Origin of the sequence: Mesobacillus sp. MER 48, assembly GCF_023714225.1 — a bacterium.
GTDB classification, from domain to species: Bacteria; Bacillota; Bacilli; order Bacillales; family Cytobacillaceae; genus Mesobacillus; species Mesobacillus oceanisediminis_A.
The window spans coordinates 839,513-856,953 of record NZ_JAMAUR010000002.1; the positions used below are offsets into that span (position 1 = coordinate 839,513).

Below are 17,441 nucleotides of genomic sequence, written 5' to 3' on the forward strand. Positions count from 1 at the left end.
GGGTTATACTTTGTCGAAGAACAGCCAGTAATTGACGTAATTTCTTCACTGAACCTTCTTTTTTAAAAAAGTTGCTATTTTACTATAAGAATACCAAGCTTCAATGCTTCTATTCTGAATAGTTGGATGAGTTGAGGCTTCAGCATACCTAAATCACCTTCTTGAAATAATTGGGAATAGAGAAGGATATGCCTCTTTAACCACGAATAGTGTTAAAGAGGACTTGAATCATAAAGGAGTGGGTGACATGCAGAATAAAAAGCCAATTAATGACGCTCTGGACCACATGAGTAAAATCGAAGGATACCCTGCGGATGTAGATCTAAAAAAGTTACCGAAGCCTTTTAGGTATTTTGGATATGCCATGATTTGTTTCTTTTCGCTTTCCATTTTGTTTATCATCATTGCTAAGCTGTTCACATAGCTACATCCAATGCAAGCTGCTTTTATGCGCTTTTTTGGTGGGATTTAAGTATGAATTAATCGGTCCATTTAGAGGTCATTATATTTAAGAACTTTCTAGGAGCATCTTGGTCCACTGGATTCTTCCAAATCGTTCATATAGAATGGTACTAAGCCGAATATTAAGGGAGTCGAAATATGGGGAATCCTAATTATCAGTTAAAAGTTAATAAAAATGAGTTCGTTTGGAATAGCCTGGGAGGAGAGCTTACATTTGATGGAGCACCTGCTTTGTTGTTCTGGGATTCGGCGATTGAGCTGTTTCTGAAAACGATTGAAGAAATATCCGGAAATGATGTTTCGAAGACTGTCTATGAAGTGACCGGGTATCGAATGGGACATCTTGTAAGCTCGTATTATGAAGGCAGAACAGATGTCGTCGAGCTTTTAAATGAATATAGTGATATATATAAGAGTGCTGGCTGGGGAGTTTTTGAGATTCATGATTACTCTTATGAAGAGAAAAGGGCTGTTGTGAGAATCCGGAACAGCTGGGAGCACCGGATTTTTAAACTCGCTGATAAAAATAAAGTGGGCGTTCTGCTTCCAAGTCATTGGGCTGGCATTTTCAGCGGACTTTTCCAGCAGGATATGTGGTACAAAATGACGAAAAGCCAGCTGCACGGTCATGAATATGATGAAGTGGAAATTTTTCCATCGGACATTACGATTTCACAAAATATTCATCTATTAGCGAGAAAGAAAGACCAGGAGAGCATCATCGATCTGGAAAACAAGGTAAAGGAGCGGACCGAAGAACTGTCCTCATTGGTTCAAGAGCTTTCCTCCCCAATTATTCCTGTGCTAAAGGATATTCTCGTTATCCCATTAATTGGCAAGTATAACGAAGAACGGGTCAGCAACATGTTAGAGAAATCACTTACTGAAGTCACCAGACTGAAGGCTAAATATTTGCTGATCGATTTAACTGGAATCAAGCAGGTCGATAGTTATTCCATTCATGGAATACAAAAATTAATCCGGGCAATCCGCCTGATTGGCGCCAAATGTTTCATCGTTGGTATTTCATCAGAGCTGAGCATTCAAATCTTAAGATCAAACATTAATCTTGATGGAATCCAATCCTTTTCCAGTCTGCAGCAAGGCGTAGAATACGCCATCCAGCAAAATGGGTATGAATTGGTGAAAAAGAAATAATAAAAGGCTGGACTGGAGAATTTGGCTCCTGGTTCAGCCTTTTTCACTTAAAGTTTGGGACATATGTCCTTCCTGAAATCTCTAATCTGTCTTTTAATGAACATATACATTAGGATTAAGGAGAAAAGTAAATGAAGGGTATTGTTTTTGCGGTTTTAGGAGGAGCTTTCATCACTTTGCAAGGGGTAGCCAATTCAAGAATCAGTCAGGATATTGGCACATGGCAAACGGCGACGATTACCCAATTTGCAGGGTTCTTATTGGCCTTAGTGATTTTATTGTTTTCTGGGAAAGGGAAGTTCCACGGATTTTCGAAGGTACGCCCACTTTATTTAATTGGCGGTACATTTGGAGCGATTGTCGTATTCGGGAATGTGACAGCCATCCATTATATAGGTGTCACCCTGACCGTCTCTGCTATGTTGATTTCCCAGCTTGGAATGACGGTCCTAATTGACAAGAATGGTTGGTTCGATGTTAAAAAGCAAAAAATGAAGATGTCGCAGATCATCGGTATTACCCTGATGGTTGCCGGGGTGATGATTCTCGGTATGTAACAAAAGGGAAGGATTGAGGATGTGAAAATGGTATATATTGACCAACTTAATGACTTTTTACGATTGGATGAGATTGCTCCTTTGTTTAATGAAGAAATCCTTCCTTACTTATCACTTTACCATTTTAATATAGGGGAATTGATTTGCTCTCAGGGAGAGGCTGCTGAGTTCTTATATATTCTGGTTAAAGGAAAGGTGAAGATTTATACCACTTCAGAAGAGGGAAAGACATTGATTCTGTCGTTTAAAACGCCACTCGAAGTGATAGGGGATATTGAGTATGTCCAGGAAATCGACACTATCAATACCGTGGAAGCTGTGACTCCAGTCATCATGATCGGAGTAAAGCAAAGTGCTGCCAGACAATTCTTGAAGAATCATCCGCCATTCATACAATTTTTGCTTGAAATCATTACACGGAAATTCTATATCAAATCACAATTCATGCGCCATAATATTATGTACCCGGTAGAGACACGGTTAGCAAGTTATCTTGTATCAGTCGCTTATGATGAAAATGACGCACTAGTAAATGGAAATGTCAGCACATCCAACCTCACTGATATCGCCAATCTGATTGGAACGAGTTACAGACACCTGAATCGGGTCATCAAACAATTCAGTGCTGCCGGACTGGTAGAACGAAACAAGGGGACGATCCTGATCAAAGATTTGGAAGGACTGAAGTTGGCAGCAAAGGAAAATCTTTACGAGTGATAAATGGGAGGCTATAAAATGTTAATAGGTTTATTATCCGGCATAATTGCAGGTGCGCTTGTCGGCATGCAAAATATCTTCAACAGCAAGGTCAATGAAAAAGCAGGATCCTGGGCGACCACAACCTTGGTGTTAGGGCTCGGTTCTCTGGCCTCCTTCTTCATCGGCCTGTTTTTTGAAGGCCGGGAGATTTTTAATTTGGCAAATATGCAAGGGTGGTATTGGTTCAGCGGTTTTCTGGGAATTGGAGTTATAACTGGAATTGTGCAGGCAATCAGGTTTCTGGGACCGACATTCGCCATCTCCATCGTGTTGACATCGCAACTCGGATTTGCAGTATTATGGGATTCACTTGGCTGGATGGGACTCGAAAAAGTTCCTTTTACCGAAAAGCAATTGCTAGGAGTTCTAATCATATTAGCAGGCGTCATCGTTTTTAAATGGAGTGAAGGAAGAGGAGAAAAAGAAGCTGCTGTTCACGCAAACCAGCGGAAAAACGCGGAAATATTATAATCAATTTTTTTATAAGAGGAATTATCTACGACAGTTTTTGCACTGTCGTATTATTTTTGTCTCTGTCATTAATTTCTAATATGCATTACTTAAAATTATTATCTATCGATACAAACATGGTATAATCTTAAAAAGAAAAAACGGACCAAATATTAGGAGCTGAAAAAGTGAACCCAATCGAAAGATTTTCCCGATACCTTATTGAAAATGCTGAAAAGATCAGTAAGGAAATTACTGACTATAATTTAAAAAAACTTGACATAGAACTGCCTGACGAATTAGTTTACGAGTCCATAAAGACGAACACGGAATTCCTTGGGTTTCTTGGGGAGACACTTAATCTTTCGAATGAGACGGTAGCAGAGAGGTTCAATCAATGGTATGAACAAAAACAGATCAAAGAAAAACAAGCTCAGTACGCAACCCAAGAGCTTGAGAGCATCATTAAACCGTATGCGGAAACGCGTCTGCAGCTGATTGAAATGTTGACGAAAGTGTCGATTGGCGAAGGACTTTCGACTGAAGAGATTGTTTTTGTCAATAACCGTCTCAGTTATCTGCTGGATTTAAGCATCACTGAAACGATTATCGAACGAGAAAGACAAACAAAAACGATGAACAAAAAGAATGAGCAAACCATTACTGAGCTTTCATCGCCAATTGTCCCGATTGAAAAGGGCATGGCAATTCTGCCGCTCATTGGCGAATTCGATTTTGAACGAAGCGACTATATCATGACTCATGTGATCCCGAAAATCAGTGAGCTGAGAATCAAAACGCTGATCATCGACTTTTCCGGGATTGCTACAATTGATGGAGAAATTGCAGCACGGATTTTCAATATCCATAAAGTCCTGAAACTGATTGGAATCGAGACGATGCTTACAGGAATTCGGGCAGACCTCGCAATTGACGTCATTAATACCGGCATCGATTTTTCCAAACTGGACACTTACGGAACCGTCCAACAGGCAATTTTATCCTATGGAAAATAACAAGAAGAACGAACGGCAGTTGGCTAAGCTGCTGTTTTTTGTTTGTCTTCATTTTAAAAAGGGAATTTCATTTGTGTAGATTGGAGGGAACAAGTAAATGAATGAACACAAGAAAACAAAAGCGAAAAATACACTTCTCCCAGTCTTTTTGATCGCTGCAGGTCTGGGTACATCCATCGCTTTTCTCTACTTATTCGCAAATCTAGCGGAGGAAATGCTCGAATCCGAAGTAGAAAGTTTCGATAGTAGTATCATTGGATTTTTCAATCGGTTTGCCACTGACTTGCTGGATGGAATCATGTTTTGGATAACCGAATCAGGTTCGATTTGGTTTCTGACTCTTTTCTCAATACTATTTCTCTCATTCTTATGGTTAAAAAAGAGAGACAAATGGAGCATTGTATTTTTTATCACTGCCATCGGAGGAGGAGGCCTGCTGACCAAGCTGCTGAAACTTTATTTTGGAAGGGAAAGGCCTTCCATCGATGAAACAATTGACGCAATCGGGTACAGTTTTCCGAGCGGCCACTCCATGGGTTCCTTGCTATTTTACGGATTCATGGGTTATTATCTGCTTCGCTCCGATTTGAAAAAAAGAATCAAATGGACCGCTTTTTACCTATGCGGACTGATTACCATCCTAATCGGGATCAGCAGGATTTATCTTGGGGCGCATTATCCGAGCGACGTCATTGCCGGCTATCTCGCTGGTGGCATCTGGCTGATTTTATGTATTCTGGCATTGGAGTACGTAAAGTGGAGAAGTGCTTCACAAAGGAAACCAATAAGGGCATTTAAAGAGTTTATTGGCCGACAGTTGAATCATAAATTATAATAGGATTTTACTGTGAATGGTCCCTATTTTGCGCGGTATAGACCGAGTTTTTTTAGCTGGTTACTAGAATAGTGGCCAGTTCTTTGGGTAGTGTGATAAATATCACAACTTCCAAGAGGTGTTGTTGCTATAATTTTCATGCAAATAGGGAGAAAGCGTGGGAAGATAGAATGCTGACATCGTTAAAGCGGTTAAAGGTAGCGCAAGGGGAAAAACAAGCACTTCAAAATAAAGTAGACGAATTGTATGTCCAGTTTGGAGAAAAGGAAGCTTTTTTTCAGGCTTTTATGGAAAAATTCGCGCGGGAATTGGGGAACACGATTTCTCAGCATGAACTGGTTAATGATCAACATTATGTAATGGGGAGTATGGTCGGTCAGATAAAAACCCACTTTGATAAAGTGAATGAGATTAGTCAGGATTCTGTCCATCATGCAGCAGGGCTTGCTAGTAAAGGCCACGGATTAATCAGTTCATCAAAAGAGATGGTTCTGAAGTCTGCTGAAGGCGGCGAAATGGTCAGGCAGGTCGAACAACTGATTAATCGCGTCGGGGGAATTTCAGATCAGGCATTCCAGAATATGAAGAAATTGAATGAACGCTCTAGGGAAATCGAAATGATTGTCCAGGTCATAAAGGAAATTGCCGATCAGACCAATCTCCTTGCTTTGAATGCATCGATTGAGGCAGCGAGGGCAGGAGAGCATGGCAAAGGTTTTGCGGTGGTAGCCGAAGAGGTTCGCAAGCTTGCCGAGAATACAGCTAAAAGCACGAATGATATCGGTTTGCTAACAGCCAACATCCAGAATGAAATAGAGGAAAACATGAATTCAGCAACGTCCAGCGCAAAATTAATTCACCAAAGCATTCATTTAAGCAAGAAAGCATCAGCTGGCATGGAATACATATCCTCGGTCATCCAGGAAGTAGAGTCAGAAGTTGGAGAAGTTATCGTGGAGATCGAGCATCAGAAGGACAGCTCACACCAGGTAATGGATGAACTTACTCAAACAAAAATCCTGTTTGACCAGGTAAACGAACTGATTCAGCAACATATAGAAGAAGCAAGTAAAGTGGACATAAAACTGGAAGAAACGAATAAGCAGATTGAGAGTTATAATTTATAAAAATAGAAGATTCAACACATGCGACAGGAAAGTACTGTCGCCTTTTTCTGTTGGTAGCAACAAAGCTTTGTCTGAAGTAAGATTTTCTGCGGACAAAATCCCGGTGTACTAGCAAGGAAATGTCCGTTGTAAGATCATCTTCGGTCAAAATAACAGGAGAGAAAACTATTAAAACATCCAACACCAATGGTGTGTCCCCTATTATGATTTTCTATTCAATTATTAAAAACAAAGATGTATAATTACATTATTGTTATGTATATTTATAAATTAGTGGAAATAGATACATAGGGGGACAAAAGGGATGTCATTTTTATCGGATCACCTAATAAAGCAGGCGGTGCAGGACCGTCGTTATCTACATCAGAATCCGGAGTTATCTGGTGAGGAATATGAAACTAGTAAGTATATTCGAAACAGGCTTGAGGCTCTGGGAATTAAGATATTGGACTTCGAGCCTCCGAGTGTTGTTGGGTATATAAAAGGAATAACCGGAGAAAAGACACTTGCATTAAGGGCGGACATTGATGCTTTACCGATGCAGGAGGAGGGAGATAAACCTTATCTGTCAAAGAATCCGGGCGTCGCACATACATGCGGGCATGATGGCCATACAGCCGTGCTGCTTGCAGTGGCGGAATGGATAGTCAACAACAGGCAAGCCGTAGACCACAATATTCTGCTTATTTTCCAGTCATCAGAGGAAATCACGCCAAGTGGAGCGGAATATCTGGTCAATCAGGGAGTTCTGGAAGGTGTGGATGCGATTTTTGGCCTCCATTTATGGCAAGGAATGAAAATGGGAAAGCTTGGTCTAGCACATGGACCGCAAATGGCTTCTTGCGATGATTTTGAAATTACGATTGAGGGCTATGGCGGGCACGGGGCATCACCGCACGAAACGGTGGATCCGATTTATGTGGCGTCCCATGTCATGCAGGCTCTGCACGGAATCGTCAGCAGAAAACTTAATCCCATTACACCGGGTGTTATTACCATCGGAAAAATTGAAGCCGGTTCTACCTATAATATAATCCCCGGTTCCGCCTCGCTTCATGGAACGGTTCGAGGCTTAACTCTTGAAGCAGTCCAGACGATGCGCTCACAGATTGAAAAGCTTACCGAAGGGATCTGTTCGGCATTTGGGGCAAAGGGAAAAGTCGAATTCATTTTGGGGACACCTCCACTGGTTAACGATGTAAAACAAAGCAGTTTTGTCGAACATGTCATCCAATCTTCTTATGGCGATGACCAATTCGAGCTTGTCCAGCCAGGTATGGGAGCAGAAGATTTCTCACATTATCTTCTTCATAAACCAGGAGCTTTCGTATTTGTCGGCATGGGAAGTGAAAAAAGCGCCTACCCGCATCATCATCCGAAGTTTGATATAGATGAAGACGCATTGCCGATCGCAATCAAATTGTTTGTAGAGATCGTTAAGGCTTATAACTAGTGCGTTGAAACAAAACGGGCAAAATCAATTTAAAATTGATTTTGTCTTTAATTTTCCATTTTCAAAATTTCTAATCATTTTCTTATTTACCAAATTATTTATTTAGTGTAAAATTACACTAAATAAATAATCGTTAGGGATGTGGGGACATGAAAAAAGATGTAAGTTCTTTGATTGTCTATATTGTGGTTGTGCCGATTTTTCTGTCGTTCTTGGGGATAGGTGTTTTACCGATTGTGAAATTTGGACCGGCAGCTTTGCTTTTGATTGTCTCAATCACTGCACTAGCCACAGGTATTTATCATGCAAAAAGATCCAGTGCCGAAAGCTTTTATGCACGATATCTTCCCGTTTATGTGCCGCTCTTTATAACAGTTTTACTGGCCACTATAGGGATGATTGGATCGAAAGGTTTCTTCGGACATGATATTTGGTCTCTTTTCGTATTCGCTCTATTCCCATTCCTGCCGAACACTTTTATTTCTGCTATGATGGGTAAATTCCTATTTGCGTTTGCGGTCCCGTTTGCTTATTATCTCTTCTTTTTAGTTGGCTTTTTCATAGCAGAGCGGCGAAAAAATACGAAGGTACCTATCAACAAGATTTACATGGGGGGAAGCATTTCACTCCTCCTCGTCTTCTTTGCCATTAGCGGCGCAATCTACATGGAAAGGGCAAAGCACGTTTTGCCACCGTCGTATGGCTTCGAGTATGGGAACGGTTTTTCCAGTGTAGACCTGGAGCCGTATACTGTCAGAAATCCGAATAACAAGCTCCCAAAGCTAAAAGAACCAGAAAGCTTCACGGTTGAAAACCTTAATGAGATGCCGGTGCTCGATGGGGCAGAGGCTGCTTTTCCCGTTTATTCAGCCTTCGCGAATGCTACATATAAAAACATTTCTGTCAAGTCCACACTTCCTACTGGTGAGGAGATTGTGAGTTTCACCAATACGATTTATGCATATGAAAGACTACTGTCTGGTGAGGTGGACATCTTTTTCGGTGCCCAGCCATCAGCGGCGCAGCAAAGTCTGGCTGAAAATAAAGGGAAGGAACTCGTACTAACACCGATTGGAAAGGAAGCGTTTGTATTTTTCGTAAATGAAAAAAATCCGATTAATGATTTATCATCGGAAAATATCCGATCGATCTATTCTGGCAGGATCACCAACTGGAGTGAAATTGGCGGAATTGATGAGAAAATCCTTGCGTTCCAGCGGCCAGCGGATTCCGGCAGCCAGACGATCATGATAAAATTCATGAGGGATGCGCCGTTAATGCCAGCTTTGAAAGAAGAGGTAGCAGGGATGGGAGATCTGATGGAGGAAGTGGCAAACTATCGGAACTATAAACGTTCATTAGGTTATTCATTCCGTTTTTTTGCTACAGGCATGAATCCGAATGAAAAAATCAAGCTACTCTCTCTTGACGGGGTCGAGCCATCAAAAGATAATATTGCAAACGGTACCTATCCATATGTCGTCAATCTATACGCGATTACAGTAAAAGATAATCCGAAAAAGACAATCAAACCGATGCTTGAATGGATGCAGGGCCCCCAGGGACAATATTTAGTTGAAGAAGCAGGATATATTCCTTATGGAGAATAAACAATTAAAGGCTGAACCAAGTAGCGAGGTTACAGCCTTTCTTTATGGTCGTAAATTGACTCTTTTCGAGATACTGTCTGTAAGTGTTTTATTATAGGCTTTGCGTTGTCAATGAACATTCTGCTTAATTAGACACCATTTACCTTATCTAGTAAAATCAATAGTATTCAGACATTCCTAAATTCGTGTAATTTACAGAGAAGCTTTACATAATCGAATATCCGTCAAATATAATGATACCTAGTCTCACATATCCTTTTTGAAAGAAATGAATTAACAAACAAAAGGATCAATTACATTTACATACGAATTTAATGGAGAAAATAGGGGTAACCAATGACAAAAAATTGGAATGAAAAATTGTATAAAGCACTTATGGAAAATAAAACGGCACTAGCTGATCAATGGTTACAGATGAGAGAGAGAAGGGCAGATTCCATCTATTCTGCTGATGCTGATCAAAAGTACGAAATGCTTTTGAGGGAGCAGAACGCTTTGACTACAAAGACAATCGCCAGCTCATTACTGGATGATAAGAAAGAATATCATGAAAATCACGAGCAATGGGCAGCGATGGTGGCGCAGAGTCGGGCAGATTTAGGAACTCCAATTTATGAAGTGCTTGAAGCTGTCCACCGCTTTCGAATAGTCATAATGGATTTTTTAGGCTTCTATATCGCTGAACAGGGAGATGTCATTACCAAGGACCACTTACTAAACTGGAATCATTCGATTCATTCGGCATTTGATTTGTTGATCCAGGAATTTTCGAAAAAATACTATCTCATCACAAGGGATCGGATGAAAGCCCAGCATGATTTAATCACTGAATTAGGTGCCCCGATTATTCCGTTAGGAGATACGAGTGCTGTCTTGCCGCTGATAGGGGATATAGATACCGAAAGGGCAAAAAAGATATTGGAGACTGTTCCAGCCAAATGCATCGAGATGAAAGTGGACAGGCTATATATTGATTTATCAGGTGTCCCCGTTGTTGATACAATGGTAGCACAGCAAATTTACTCAATCATTCAGGTGTCATCTCTTCTTGGCATCGAAACGGTTCTATCAGGTATTAAACCGGAGGTAGCCATGACATCTGTCCAGCTTGGTATTGATTTAAAGGGAGTAAGGACCTTTAACACATTACAGCAAGCATTGCAGAAGGTTGGTCGGTAGATTAAATTATAGCTAGTACTAATAGAAGATCGATAAAAGGTACCGGCTTCTGAAAGCAATTAGATCCATTCAGGAAATGGTGGGCTATAAACAGGGTGCTTATTTCAGTCATGTTTGTTGAGCAAGCCTAAAACCCAGGTCGAAACAGGATTAAAGGTATACCTTTTGAAGACCAAAGATCTCTTTGAACCATAAAAAATAAACCAAAGGATTCACGAGTGAAAACGAAGCCTTTGGTTTTTTGTATTCTATTACCCGTTAAGGATTTCATTGATTCTATCTAGAACATCATTTGACAATTTCACGCCTGAGGCTTTTACGTTTTCCTCTAGCTGTTGTGGGCGGCTTGCACCTACAATTGCACTTGACACGTTTGGCTGTCTTAAAATCCATGCAATAGAGAGCTGTGCTAAACTTAAATTTTCTTCAGCTGCCACGGATTTTAACTGTTCCACTTTTTCAAGGTTTTGTTGTGTAAGGATGTGGGACATATTTGTATTCTGCTGTGCTGCTCGGCTGCCTTCAGGTGCCATCTGGTCTTTTGAGTACTTTCCTGTGAGCACACCTTGTGCTAGTGGAGAGAAAACAACCTGGCCAATCCCATGCTTTTCGCTGACAGGGATGATCTCATTTTCTATGTTACGGTGCAGCATGCTGTAATTCGGCTGGTTGACGACAATTCTATCTAGAAGCTTTTTATCAGCAAGATGGACCGCTTCGGTAATTTGTTCAGCTGTCCATTCGCTGACACCAAGATAAAATACCTTTCCCTGTCTTACCAAATCATCAAGAGCACGCAATGTTTCTTCCAGCGGGGTTTCCTGATGGTATCGGTGGCAATAATAGATATCAATGTAATCCATTCCTAGCCTCTTCAGGCTTGCATCGCATTGCTCAATGATATGCTTGCGTGAAAGCCCCTGATCGTTCGGGCCATCACCCATTTTTCCAAATACCTTTGTTGCTAGTACATACGAACTTCTAGGGTATTTGGACAATGCTTTGCCGACCACTTTTTCAGCCTCGCCCCGGATATAGACATTTGCAGTATCAAAGAAATTGATTCCAGATTCATACGCTAAATCAATCGAATCAACCGCATTTTGCTCTTCCACATACCCGCCATATGTAAGCCAGCTGCCAAGACTAATTTCACTTACTTTCAACCCCGTGTTGCCTAAGCGGCGATATTCCATGTAAAAACCTCCTGTTTTTAGAATTTACTTAATACTTACACTATAAAACAGGAAGGATGACAGGTCTATTTTTTTCTTCGGAAATCGAAAGAAAGGAGACCTATCGTATTTTGAAATGGTTATTATTTAGTAGACATAAGACAATGTTTGCATTATGTGCGAACGTACATTCCTATGGTATAATTATCTAGGTACAGTAAATGCGGGGTGGGCAGCGGCCATTCCTCACTTTCTTAGGAAAGGGGGTGCCGCTGATGGTTACGTACGAAGCAATGAATATGATGATTAGTTTTGCAACTCTAGTCATTGCCGTAGTCGCATTAGGTATTTCTGCAAACAAAAAGAAATGACCTACCCCTGCAACGCCAATTGTTTGAGTAGATCATTTCTTATTCAAGTAGTGGCCGCTGCACTTCAAGCAGCTTGCTGTACACCTGAGTTTCCGGTTGCACCCGGAAGCTCTTTCTTAATATATGGACTATTCATGTATATTATAAACAGTTTTAAATCGAAAAGTAAATATTATGGCATTAAGTTGCCATGAGATTGTGATTATTTTACGTACTCGCATTAGGTATTTCTGCAAACAAAAAGAAATGACCTACCCTGCAACGCCAATAGTTTGCGTTGGTCACTTCTCATTCAACATGATGGCCTCTGCACTTCAAGCAGATGCTGTATATTAAGTTTACGGTTGCATCCGGAAGCTTTTTTAATTGACCTTTTAGTAACTATAGTTATTTTGAAGGAGTAAAGTAAATATCTTGGCGAACGACATGCTTCACCATCGAATCAGATTATAAAGAAGCAGAAATGCTGATATCCACCTCTATCGTAGCATATAAATGAGTACGACTATTCTCCGAATTGCAGGTGAATGAAATGAAACTTCAACAAGGTTTTCAGAATTTGTCAAAACGGAATATGGATTTTGAAGAGGTCTTCCAGCATATATTGTCGTTCATCAAAGTGCAGCCAAATGGCAACCACAGATTAATCATTGGCACCGACTCTCAAGTGCATGGTTACTACACCCGTTTCATCACAGGAGTTGTCATACAACGTGAAGGAAAAGGTGTATGGGCTTGCTACCGTTCAGTTGATATAGGAAGAAAAATTGAAGCCTTGCAGGAGAAGATTTCGTTGGAAACAAACTTCACGCAAGAAGTTGCCTGCATGTTCACTCCGCAAAAACAAAAACAAATAATCGACCTATTGCTTCCATATGTTAAAAAAGGTGCCAGTTTCAAGATGGTGGGACATTTGGATCTGGGCCTGGGGGCAAAAAATAAAACGAGAATATATGTGGATGAAATGATTAAGCGTATCGAATCGGTCGGGCTCGAAGCACAAATAAAGCCTGATTCATTTGTGGCCTCCAGTTATGCGAACAGATATACGAAATAAGGGGTGTTCACTTTATTATTCAATGATAGAAAAAAATTATGGGGGTTATTTAATTGAAAAAGTATTTAGTAGGTTTGTTGGTTTTATTTTTAATTTTTAGTTTAGGTGCTTGTTCATCTGAAAGTTCGAAGGCCTCCAAAGCAGAGGATAAGAGTGAGGAGAAAAGTTCTGATGATAAAGCAAAGTCAGAAACCAAAGCAATGGCAGAAGCAGAAGCCAAAATGAAGGCAGAAGCGGAGGCCAAAGTGAAGACAGAAGCGGAGGCCAAAGCGAAGGCAGAAGCGGAGGCCAAAGCGAAGGCAGAAGCAGAAGCTAAAGCAAAGGCAGAAGCAGAAGCCAAAGCGAAGGCAGAAGCAGAAGCCAAAGCGAAGGCAGAAGCAGAAGCTAAAGCAAAGGCAGAAGCAGAGGCCAAAGCAAAGGAAGAAGCAGCCTCAAGTGGGGGATCAGAGGTCTTTGCCAATTGCACTGAACTAAGAAAAAAATATCCAAATGGTGTGCCTGCTGATCATCCAGCCTATCAACCTAAAATGGATAGAGATAAAGATAATTTTGCTTGTGAAAGATAATTAACTATCACTTTAAAATATCCATGAATAATTCGTTCTCAAATAAAAAGATTAGATATTTATTTCCTTGATGTGATTCTTCATACTGAACACTAATGTAATTAAGTTAATCTTGGATTATAATATAATCAATAGGTTTATGAAGTTAAGTATGTTTACATTCCAAGAGTTATAGAATGATTATAGGAAACAATTACAGGAGAGTCCTAAATGAAAAAGAAATTGAACTATTTAATCTTACTTATAACGATTATCTCTATGGTTGGTTGTACCAATGTAGAAGATGCATCGGATACGGATCGAGAAACAGAACCACAAGAAGTAACCACAGTTAATACAAATAGTGAAAAAGAAGAAACTAACACTACGGATGTTGATGTGGAGGAAACGCCATCCCAACAAAATAATGAGCTGTTCTCAGGCTACAAACTTATTGAAGTTGATGGCGGTGATTTGTCTGGATATCGTGAACCTAATGTCGTCGTTGATATTGGTTATGGGGAACGTGAATATTGGGCATTTACTAATGAATACGGTCAACTAGTGCGTGTCATTGCTGATGAAATCATTCTACAAGATGACCGTAACGAACCTGTATTATCTTCTGGACGATACTATTCTGACGAAGCAAAGGTTCCAGGTGTTGAAAGTGACGTTTTAGATGAAGGACACATCATTGCTGATTCTCTCGGAGGGGTATCGAATGCTTATAATATTACACCGCAAGATATTACTCTCAACCGACATGGTGATCAAGCTTATATGGAAGAGGTGATCCGTAGCGCTGGTGGAGCCACTGATTTTGAAGCAATTATCACATATCCGAATACGGAAACCCAGATTCCTTCCAGCTATCAGTATACCTATACTTTAATGGGTAACAAGATCATTGATAAATTTGATAATGTGAACCCAGATGAAGTAAACGCATCACTTGGTTTAACAGGCAGTGATCCTTCTGATTCAAATAGTTCCAACACAAACGATGATGTTTCTAGTGTTGATACTGACGGTAATGGACAGGTGACGATTAAAGAAGCCAAAGCAGCAGGTTTCAGTATGCCAATAACGAGTGATCATTGGTTATACCCATATATGCACGATGCTGATAAGGACGGGATGGTAGGAGAGTAAGCCCCTGGAATTCCGAGCCTGAACATAGGGATATTTTTTAAGTGTTATGTAAATAGTGGCTAAAATAAGAACAAGCGGATAGCAAAGTAAACAAGGAAATCAACTCGTCAGTCTTGACGAGTTTTTTTATTCACTTCCCACTTAAGATGAATATGAATACATATAAATGCTTCTGAAATCATAAATGGATATATATGTTAATATTAAGTTGGTAATAGATGTATAGTTGTAGTGAAGTGTAAAAGTGGATGTAAATTAAGAAGTGGAACTTTCTTTTAATGGCTGATGGATTGGAGGGAAATTTATGAGAAGATATTTGTTTTTTATAGCTATTAGTATGATCTTTTTGTTGATTGTGGGGTGTGGGGATATAGAGAAAAACTATGTTCCTACAGAATCTGACATTGTGAATAGAAACAGTGATGGACTAGTTAATGAAACTAGATTAAAAGACTTTATTAATAACACAGAAACTGGGCAAAAGGATCATATTCGTGTAGTTAATTACACGAAGGAAGGAGACCCAATTCTAACTGATTTAAAATATAACGGAGAGCAACTAGAAGTTACAAACGATTCGACTAGAGATGAGTTTGGCAGTGGTGAGATAAGCACTTTTATTTGCAAGAATATCTCATTTGAAGGAAACAAATATACCATCATGGGATGCGAAGGGTATAAAATACCATATCACTTGGCAGAGGGTAATTGAACAAAGTTAGGTTTTCTATAAGGAATCACAGTTTAAAATCCGAAAACCTCTATTACACCTAAAACTTATGAAATGAGGTAATAATAGTTGAGGATTAATAACCAGATATTTATTGAATGGGCAATAAAGAGGGTTTACGAAGACTTTTCTTTTACAAAGGCAATAGAATCTGCCATAAATTTAGTAAGCTTAAAAGAAGGTGAAAAGGTCGAAGTACATCAGGTGATAAATATAGGGGAATTTAATGACGAAAAAATATTTCTGATTATTTTAAATGTTATAAAAGGTTAACGGAAAAAGTTTGGCTATACCCATATTAAGTTTACTTATAAAAAAGTATTAAAGGAAGCAGAAAATTGCGCTTCCTTTTTCGAAATTATTTCCAATGATAAGTAGTATTAGAATTACTAATATGCGATTCCTACTCGCGATTTTTTATAGTCGTTTGTACTTATTTGCTTATAAGTAAATTCTGCTGTATCCTGTACAGATATTTCGGTTCCACCCTCTGGCAAAAAGTCTCTGCTTATTCGATATTTGCCTAGCCGTTCTCCAATTGGCAAGTAAGTAGGACAGACAATAGTCCATTCGAGCTTAGATTGTTTGAGCAGATCGTAAACTTTATGATGTTCTTCGGCAGCACGAGTTGACTTCCGCTTTGATTCAGTTGATTGATAACGGAGAATTGCTGGGGTAATTCTGCTTTGCAGAATACCTGCAGTTCCAACCGTTATTATTCGATTAATACCTTCGTTTTCCATTGCTTCAATAATTAATGGCATACTTTCTGATAAAGTGGATATGCCATCAGTATTTAACGCACTGATTACCACATCAATCCCATGCATTGCCTGTACTATATCTTCTTTATTTAAAACATTTCCTTGAATAATAGTTAAATTTTCATTATTTATTTCGATTTTCTCTGGAGTGCGGACTAATACAGTAACATGATGTCTGTCGAGAAGAGCAAAAGAAACTATCTGACTTCCAACTCGACCAGTTGCACCTAAAACTAATATATTCATACGTTGAGCTCCTTTTTTAAAGTACTAATATTTTACTATAAAGGCCATTTTATTGTTTGCTTAAAACGGGTGCGTAAATTTAATTAAAGTTGTAAATAAGGGGGAGTACGCCGATGTTTAAGAAATTATATTTAGATGGCCTGATAAATCTTGAACGAGACGGTAATACCTCTTTAGTAATAATGATGTGTGGGGTAGCAGGTTCCGGTAAAACTACATTAGCCCAGCAAATAGAAAAACAAGGATTTGTACGTCTTTCAATCGATGAAGAAATTTGGGCTACTAATGGTCGGTATGGCATTGATTACCCAGTTGAAAATTATGAGGAATACAAGGAAAATGCAGAAAGAAAATTAAGGAATCAACTAGTAGAGTTAGTTCAGGATAAACGACAGGTGGTAATTGACTTTAGTTTCTGGCAACGTTCAAGAAGGAACCAATATAAACAGATAATTGAAGAGGCTGGCGGTGAATGGAAACTATTCTATTTGAAAGTCCATCCAAACGATTTGCGTGAACGACTTAAGTTACGAAGCCAACGTTTTGATGCAAATGCTGCCTTTACTATCACAGAACAGATATTAACTGACTACCTTAGTGGTTTTGAAATACCAGTAGGTGAAGGAGAAATTGTAATTGAAAATTGAAGCATTCTAATAAAACTTCTTTACACGTAACTCCCGCTAAAAAGGGAAGATGCGATTATTCTTATTGAATAATCGCATCATTATAAAACACTTACTTTTACAGGTTTTATTGCTTCAAAAACTTACGAGGATGGTTGGACTGACC

General features: G+C 39.5%; 19 protein-coding genes and 1 pseudogene. 18 read left to right on the forward strand and 2 right to left on the reverse strand.

What is annotated here, in order from left to right; translation table 11 throughout:
• Positions 1-247 precede the first annotated feature (247 nt).
• The 11 genes from M3593_RS10535 to M3593_RS10585 all read left to right on the forward strand — a co-directional run bounded on the left by M3593_RS10535 (position 248) and on the right by M3593_RS10585 (position 10,606).
• Positions 248-424, forward strand: coding sequence for an amino acid transporter (locus M3593_RS10535; protein WP_251541551.1), 177 nt, complete (start codon positions 248-250; stop codon positions 422-424).
• Between the two features lie 176 nt (positions 425-600).
• A complete protein-coding gene (locus M3593_RS10540) occupies positions 601-1,620 on the forward strand; it encodes an STAS domain-containing protein (RefSeq protein ID WP_251541549.1) in 1,020 nt (339 codons plus the stop codon).
• Positions 1,621-1,751: 131 nt separating this feature from the next.
• On the forward strand, positions 1,752-2,177 hold the full coding sequence (locus tag M3593_RS10545; RefSeq protein WP_144475804.1) for a DMT family transporter: 426 nt from the start codon (positions 1,752-1,754) through the stop codon (positions 2,175-2,177).
• A gap of 27 nt (positions 2,178-2,204) precedes the next feature.
• The gene (locus tag M3593_RS10550) at positions 2,205-2,894 is read left to right on the forward strand and encodes a Crp/Fnr family transcriptional regulator (protein ID WP_251542305.1); all 690 of its coding nucleotides are present in this window, start codon (positions 2,205-2,207) and stop codon (positions 2,892-2,894) included.
• 18 nt (positions 2,895-2,912) lie between these two features.
• Positions 2,913-3,407 (forward strand): DMT family transporter, encoded by a 495-nt coding sequence (locus tag M3593_RS10555; protein WP_251541547.1) that lies wholly within the window; start codon positions 2,913-2,915, stop codon positions 3,405-3,407.
• A gap of 167 nt (positions 3,408-3,574) precedes the next feature.
• The gene (locus M3593_RS24235; RefSeq protein WP_251541545.1) at positions 3,575-4,402 is read left to right on the forward strand and encodes an STAS domain-containing protein; all 828 of its coding nucleotides are present in this window, start codon (positions 3,575-3,577) and stop codon (positions 4,400-4,402) included.
• A 97-nt stretch (positions 4,403-4,499) separates the two neighbouring features.
• Positions 4,500-5,237 carry a phosphatase PAP2 family protein gene (locus M3593_RS10565; protein WP_251541543.1) on the forward strand — a complete coding sequence of 246 codons (738 nt, stop codon included), beginning with the start codon at positions 4,500-4,502 and terminating at the stop codon, positions 5,235-5,237.
• A gap of 170 nt (positions 5,238-5,407) precedes the next feature.
• Positions 5,408-6,364 carry a methyl-accepting chemotaxis protein gene (locus M3593_RS10570; RefSeq protein ID WP_251541541.1) on the forward strand — a complete coding sequence of 319 codons (957 nt, stop codon included), beginning with the start codon at positions 5,408-5,410 and terminating at the stop codon, positions 6,362-6,364.
• 304 nt (positions 6,365-6,668) lie between these two features.
• Complete coding sequence (locus M3593_RS10575) at positions 6,669-7,817, forward strand: M20 metallopeptidase family protein (protein WP_251541540.1); 1,149 nt, start codon at positions 6,669-6,671, stop codon at positions 7,815-7,817.
• Between the two features lie 149 nt (positions 7,818-7,966).
• Complete coding sequence (locus tag M3593_RS10580; RefSeq protein WP_251541538.1) at positions 7,967-9,427, forward strand: substrate-binding domain-containing protein; 1,461 nt, start codon at positions 7,967-7,969, stop codon at positions 9,425-9,427.
• Between the two features lie 336 nt (positions 9,428-9,763).
• Positions 9,764-10,606, forward strand: a complete 843-nt coding sequence (locus tag M3593_RS10585) for an STAS domain-containing protein (RefSeq protein WP_251541536.1) — start codon at positions 9,764-9,766, stop codon at positions 10,604-10,606.
• A 251-nt stretch (positions 10,607-10,857) separates the two neighbouring features.
• Here the strand turns inward: M3593_RS10585 and M3593_RS10590 are convergent, their stop codons facing one another.
• Positions 10,858-11,802 (reverse strand): aldo/keto reductase family protein, encoded by a 945-nt coding sequence (locus M3593_RS10590; RefSeq protein ID WP_251541534.1) that lies wholly within the window; start codon positions 11,800-11,802, stop codon positions 10,858-10,860.
• 254 nt (positions 11,803-12,056) lie between these two features.
• Here M3593_RS10590 and M3593_RS10595 point away from each other — a divergent pair, with 254 nt between their 5' ends.
• The 6 genes and pseudogenes from M3593_RS10595 (at position 12,057) to M3593_RS10620 (ending at position 15,912) form a co-directional block, all read left to right on the forward strand.
• The gene (locus M3593_RS10595) at positions 12,057-12,152 is read left to right on the forward strand and encodes a putative holin-like toxin (protein ID WP_251541532.1); all 96 of its coding nucleotides are present in this window, start codon (positions 12,057-12,059) and stop codon (positions 12,150-12,152) included.
• A 532-nt stretch (positions 12,153-12,684) separates the two neighbouring features.
• Positions 12,685-13,209 (forward strand): ribonuclease H-like YkuK family protein, encoded by a 525-nt coding sequence (locus M3593_RS10600; protein WP_251541530.1) that lies wholly within the window; start codon positions 12,685-12,687, stop codon positions 13,207-13,209.
• Positions 13,210-13,631: 422 nt separating this feature from the next.
• Positions 13,632-13,775 (forward strand): annotated as a pseudogene (locus M3593_RS10605) (excalibur calcium-binding domain-containing protein); the annotation flags it as partial.
• Positions 13,776-13,985: 210 nt separating this feature from the next.
• The gene (locus M3593_RS10610; protein ID WP_251541528.1) at positions 13,986-14,909 is read left to right on the forward strand and encodes a DNA/RNA non-specific endonuclease; all 924 of its coding nucleotides are present in this window, start codon (positions 13,986-13,988) and stop codon (positions 14,907-14,909) included.
• Between the two features lie 304 nt (positions 14,910-15,213).
• Positions 15,214-15,621 (forward strand): DUF4362 domain-containing protein, encoded by a 408-nt coding sequence (locus tag M3593_RS10615; protein ID WP_251541525.1) that lies wholly within the window; start codon positions 15,214-15,216, stop codon positions 15,619-15,621.
• Between the two features lie 87 nt (positions 15,622-15,708).
• A complete protein-coding gene (locus tag M3593_RS10620) occupies positions 15,709-15,912 on the forward strand; it encodes a hypothetical protein (protein WP_144475790.1) in 204 nt (67 codons plus the stop codon).
• A gap of 116 nt (positions 15,913-16,028) precedes the next feature.
• On the opposite strand, the gene M3593_RS10625 is transcribed toward M3593_RS10620, so the two are convergent.
• Positions 16,029-16,649 carry an NAD(P)-dependent oxidoreductase gene (locus M3593_RS10625; protein ID WP_144475789.1) on the reverse strand — a complete coding sequence of 207 codons (621 nt, stop codon included), beginning with the start codon at positions 16,647-16,649 and terminating at the stop codon, positions 16,029-16,031.
• 113 nt (positions 16,650-16,762) lie between these two features.
• Between M3593_RS10625 and M3593_RS10630 the strand changes: the two genes are divergently transcribed.
• Positions 16,763-17,296: a P-loop nucleotide/nucleoside kinase family protein gene (locus M3593_RS10630; protein ID WP_251541523.1), complete on the forward strand. Its 534-nt coding sequence runs from the start codon at positions 16,763-16,765 to the stop codon at positions 17,294-17,296.
• The last annotated feature ends 145 nt before the right edge of the window (positions 17,297-17,441 follow it).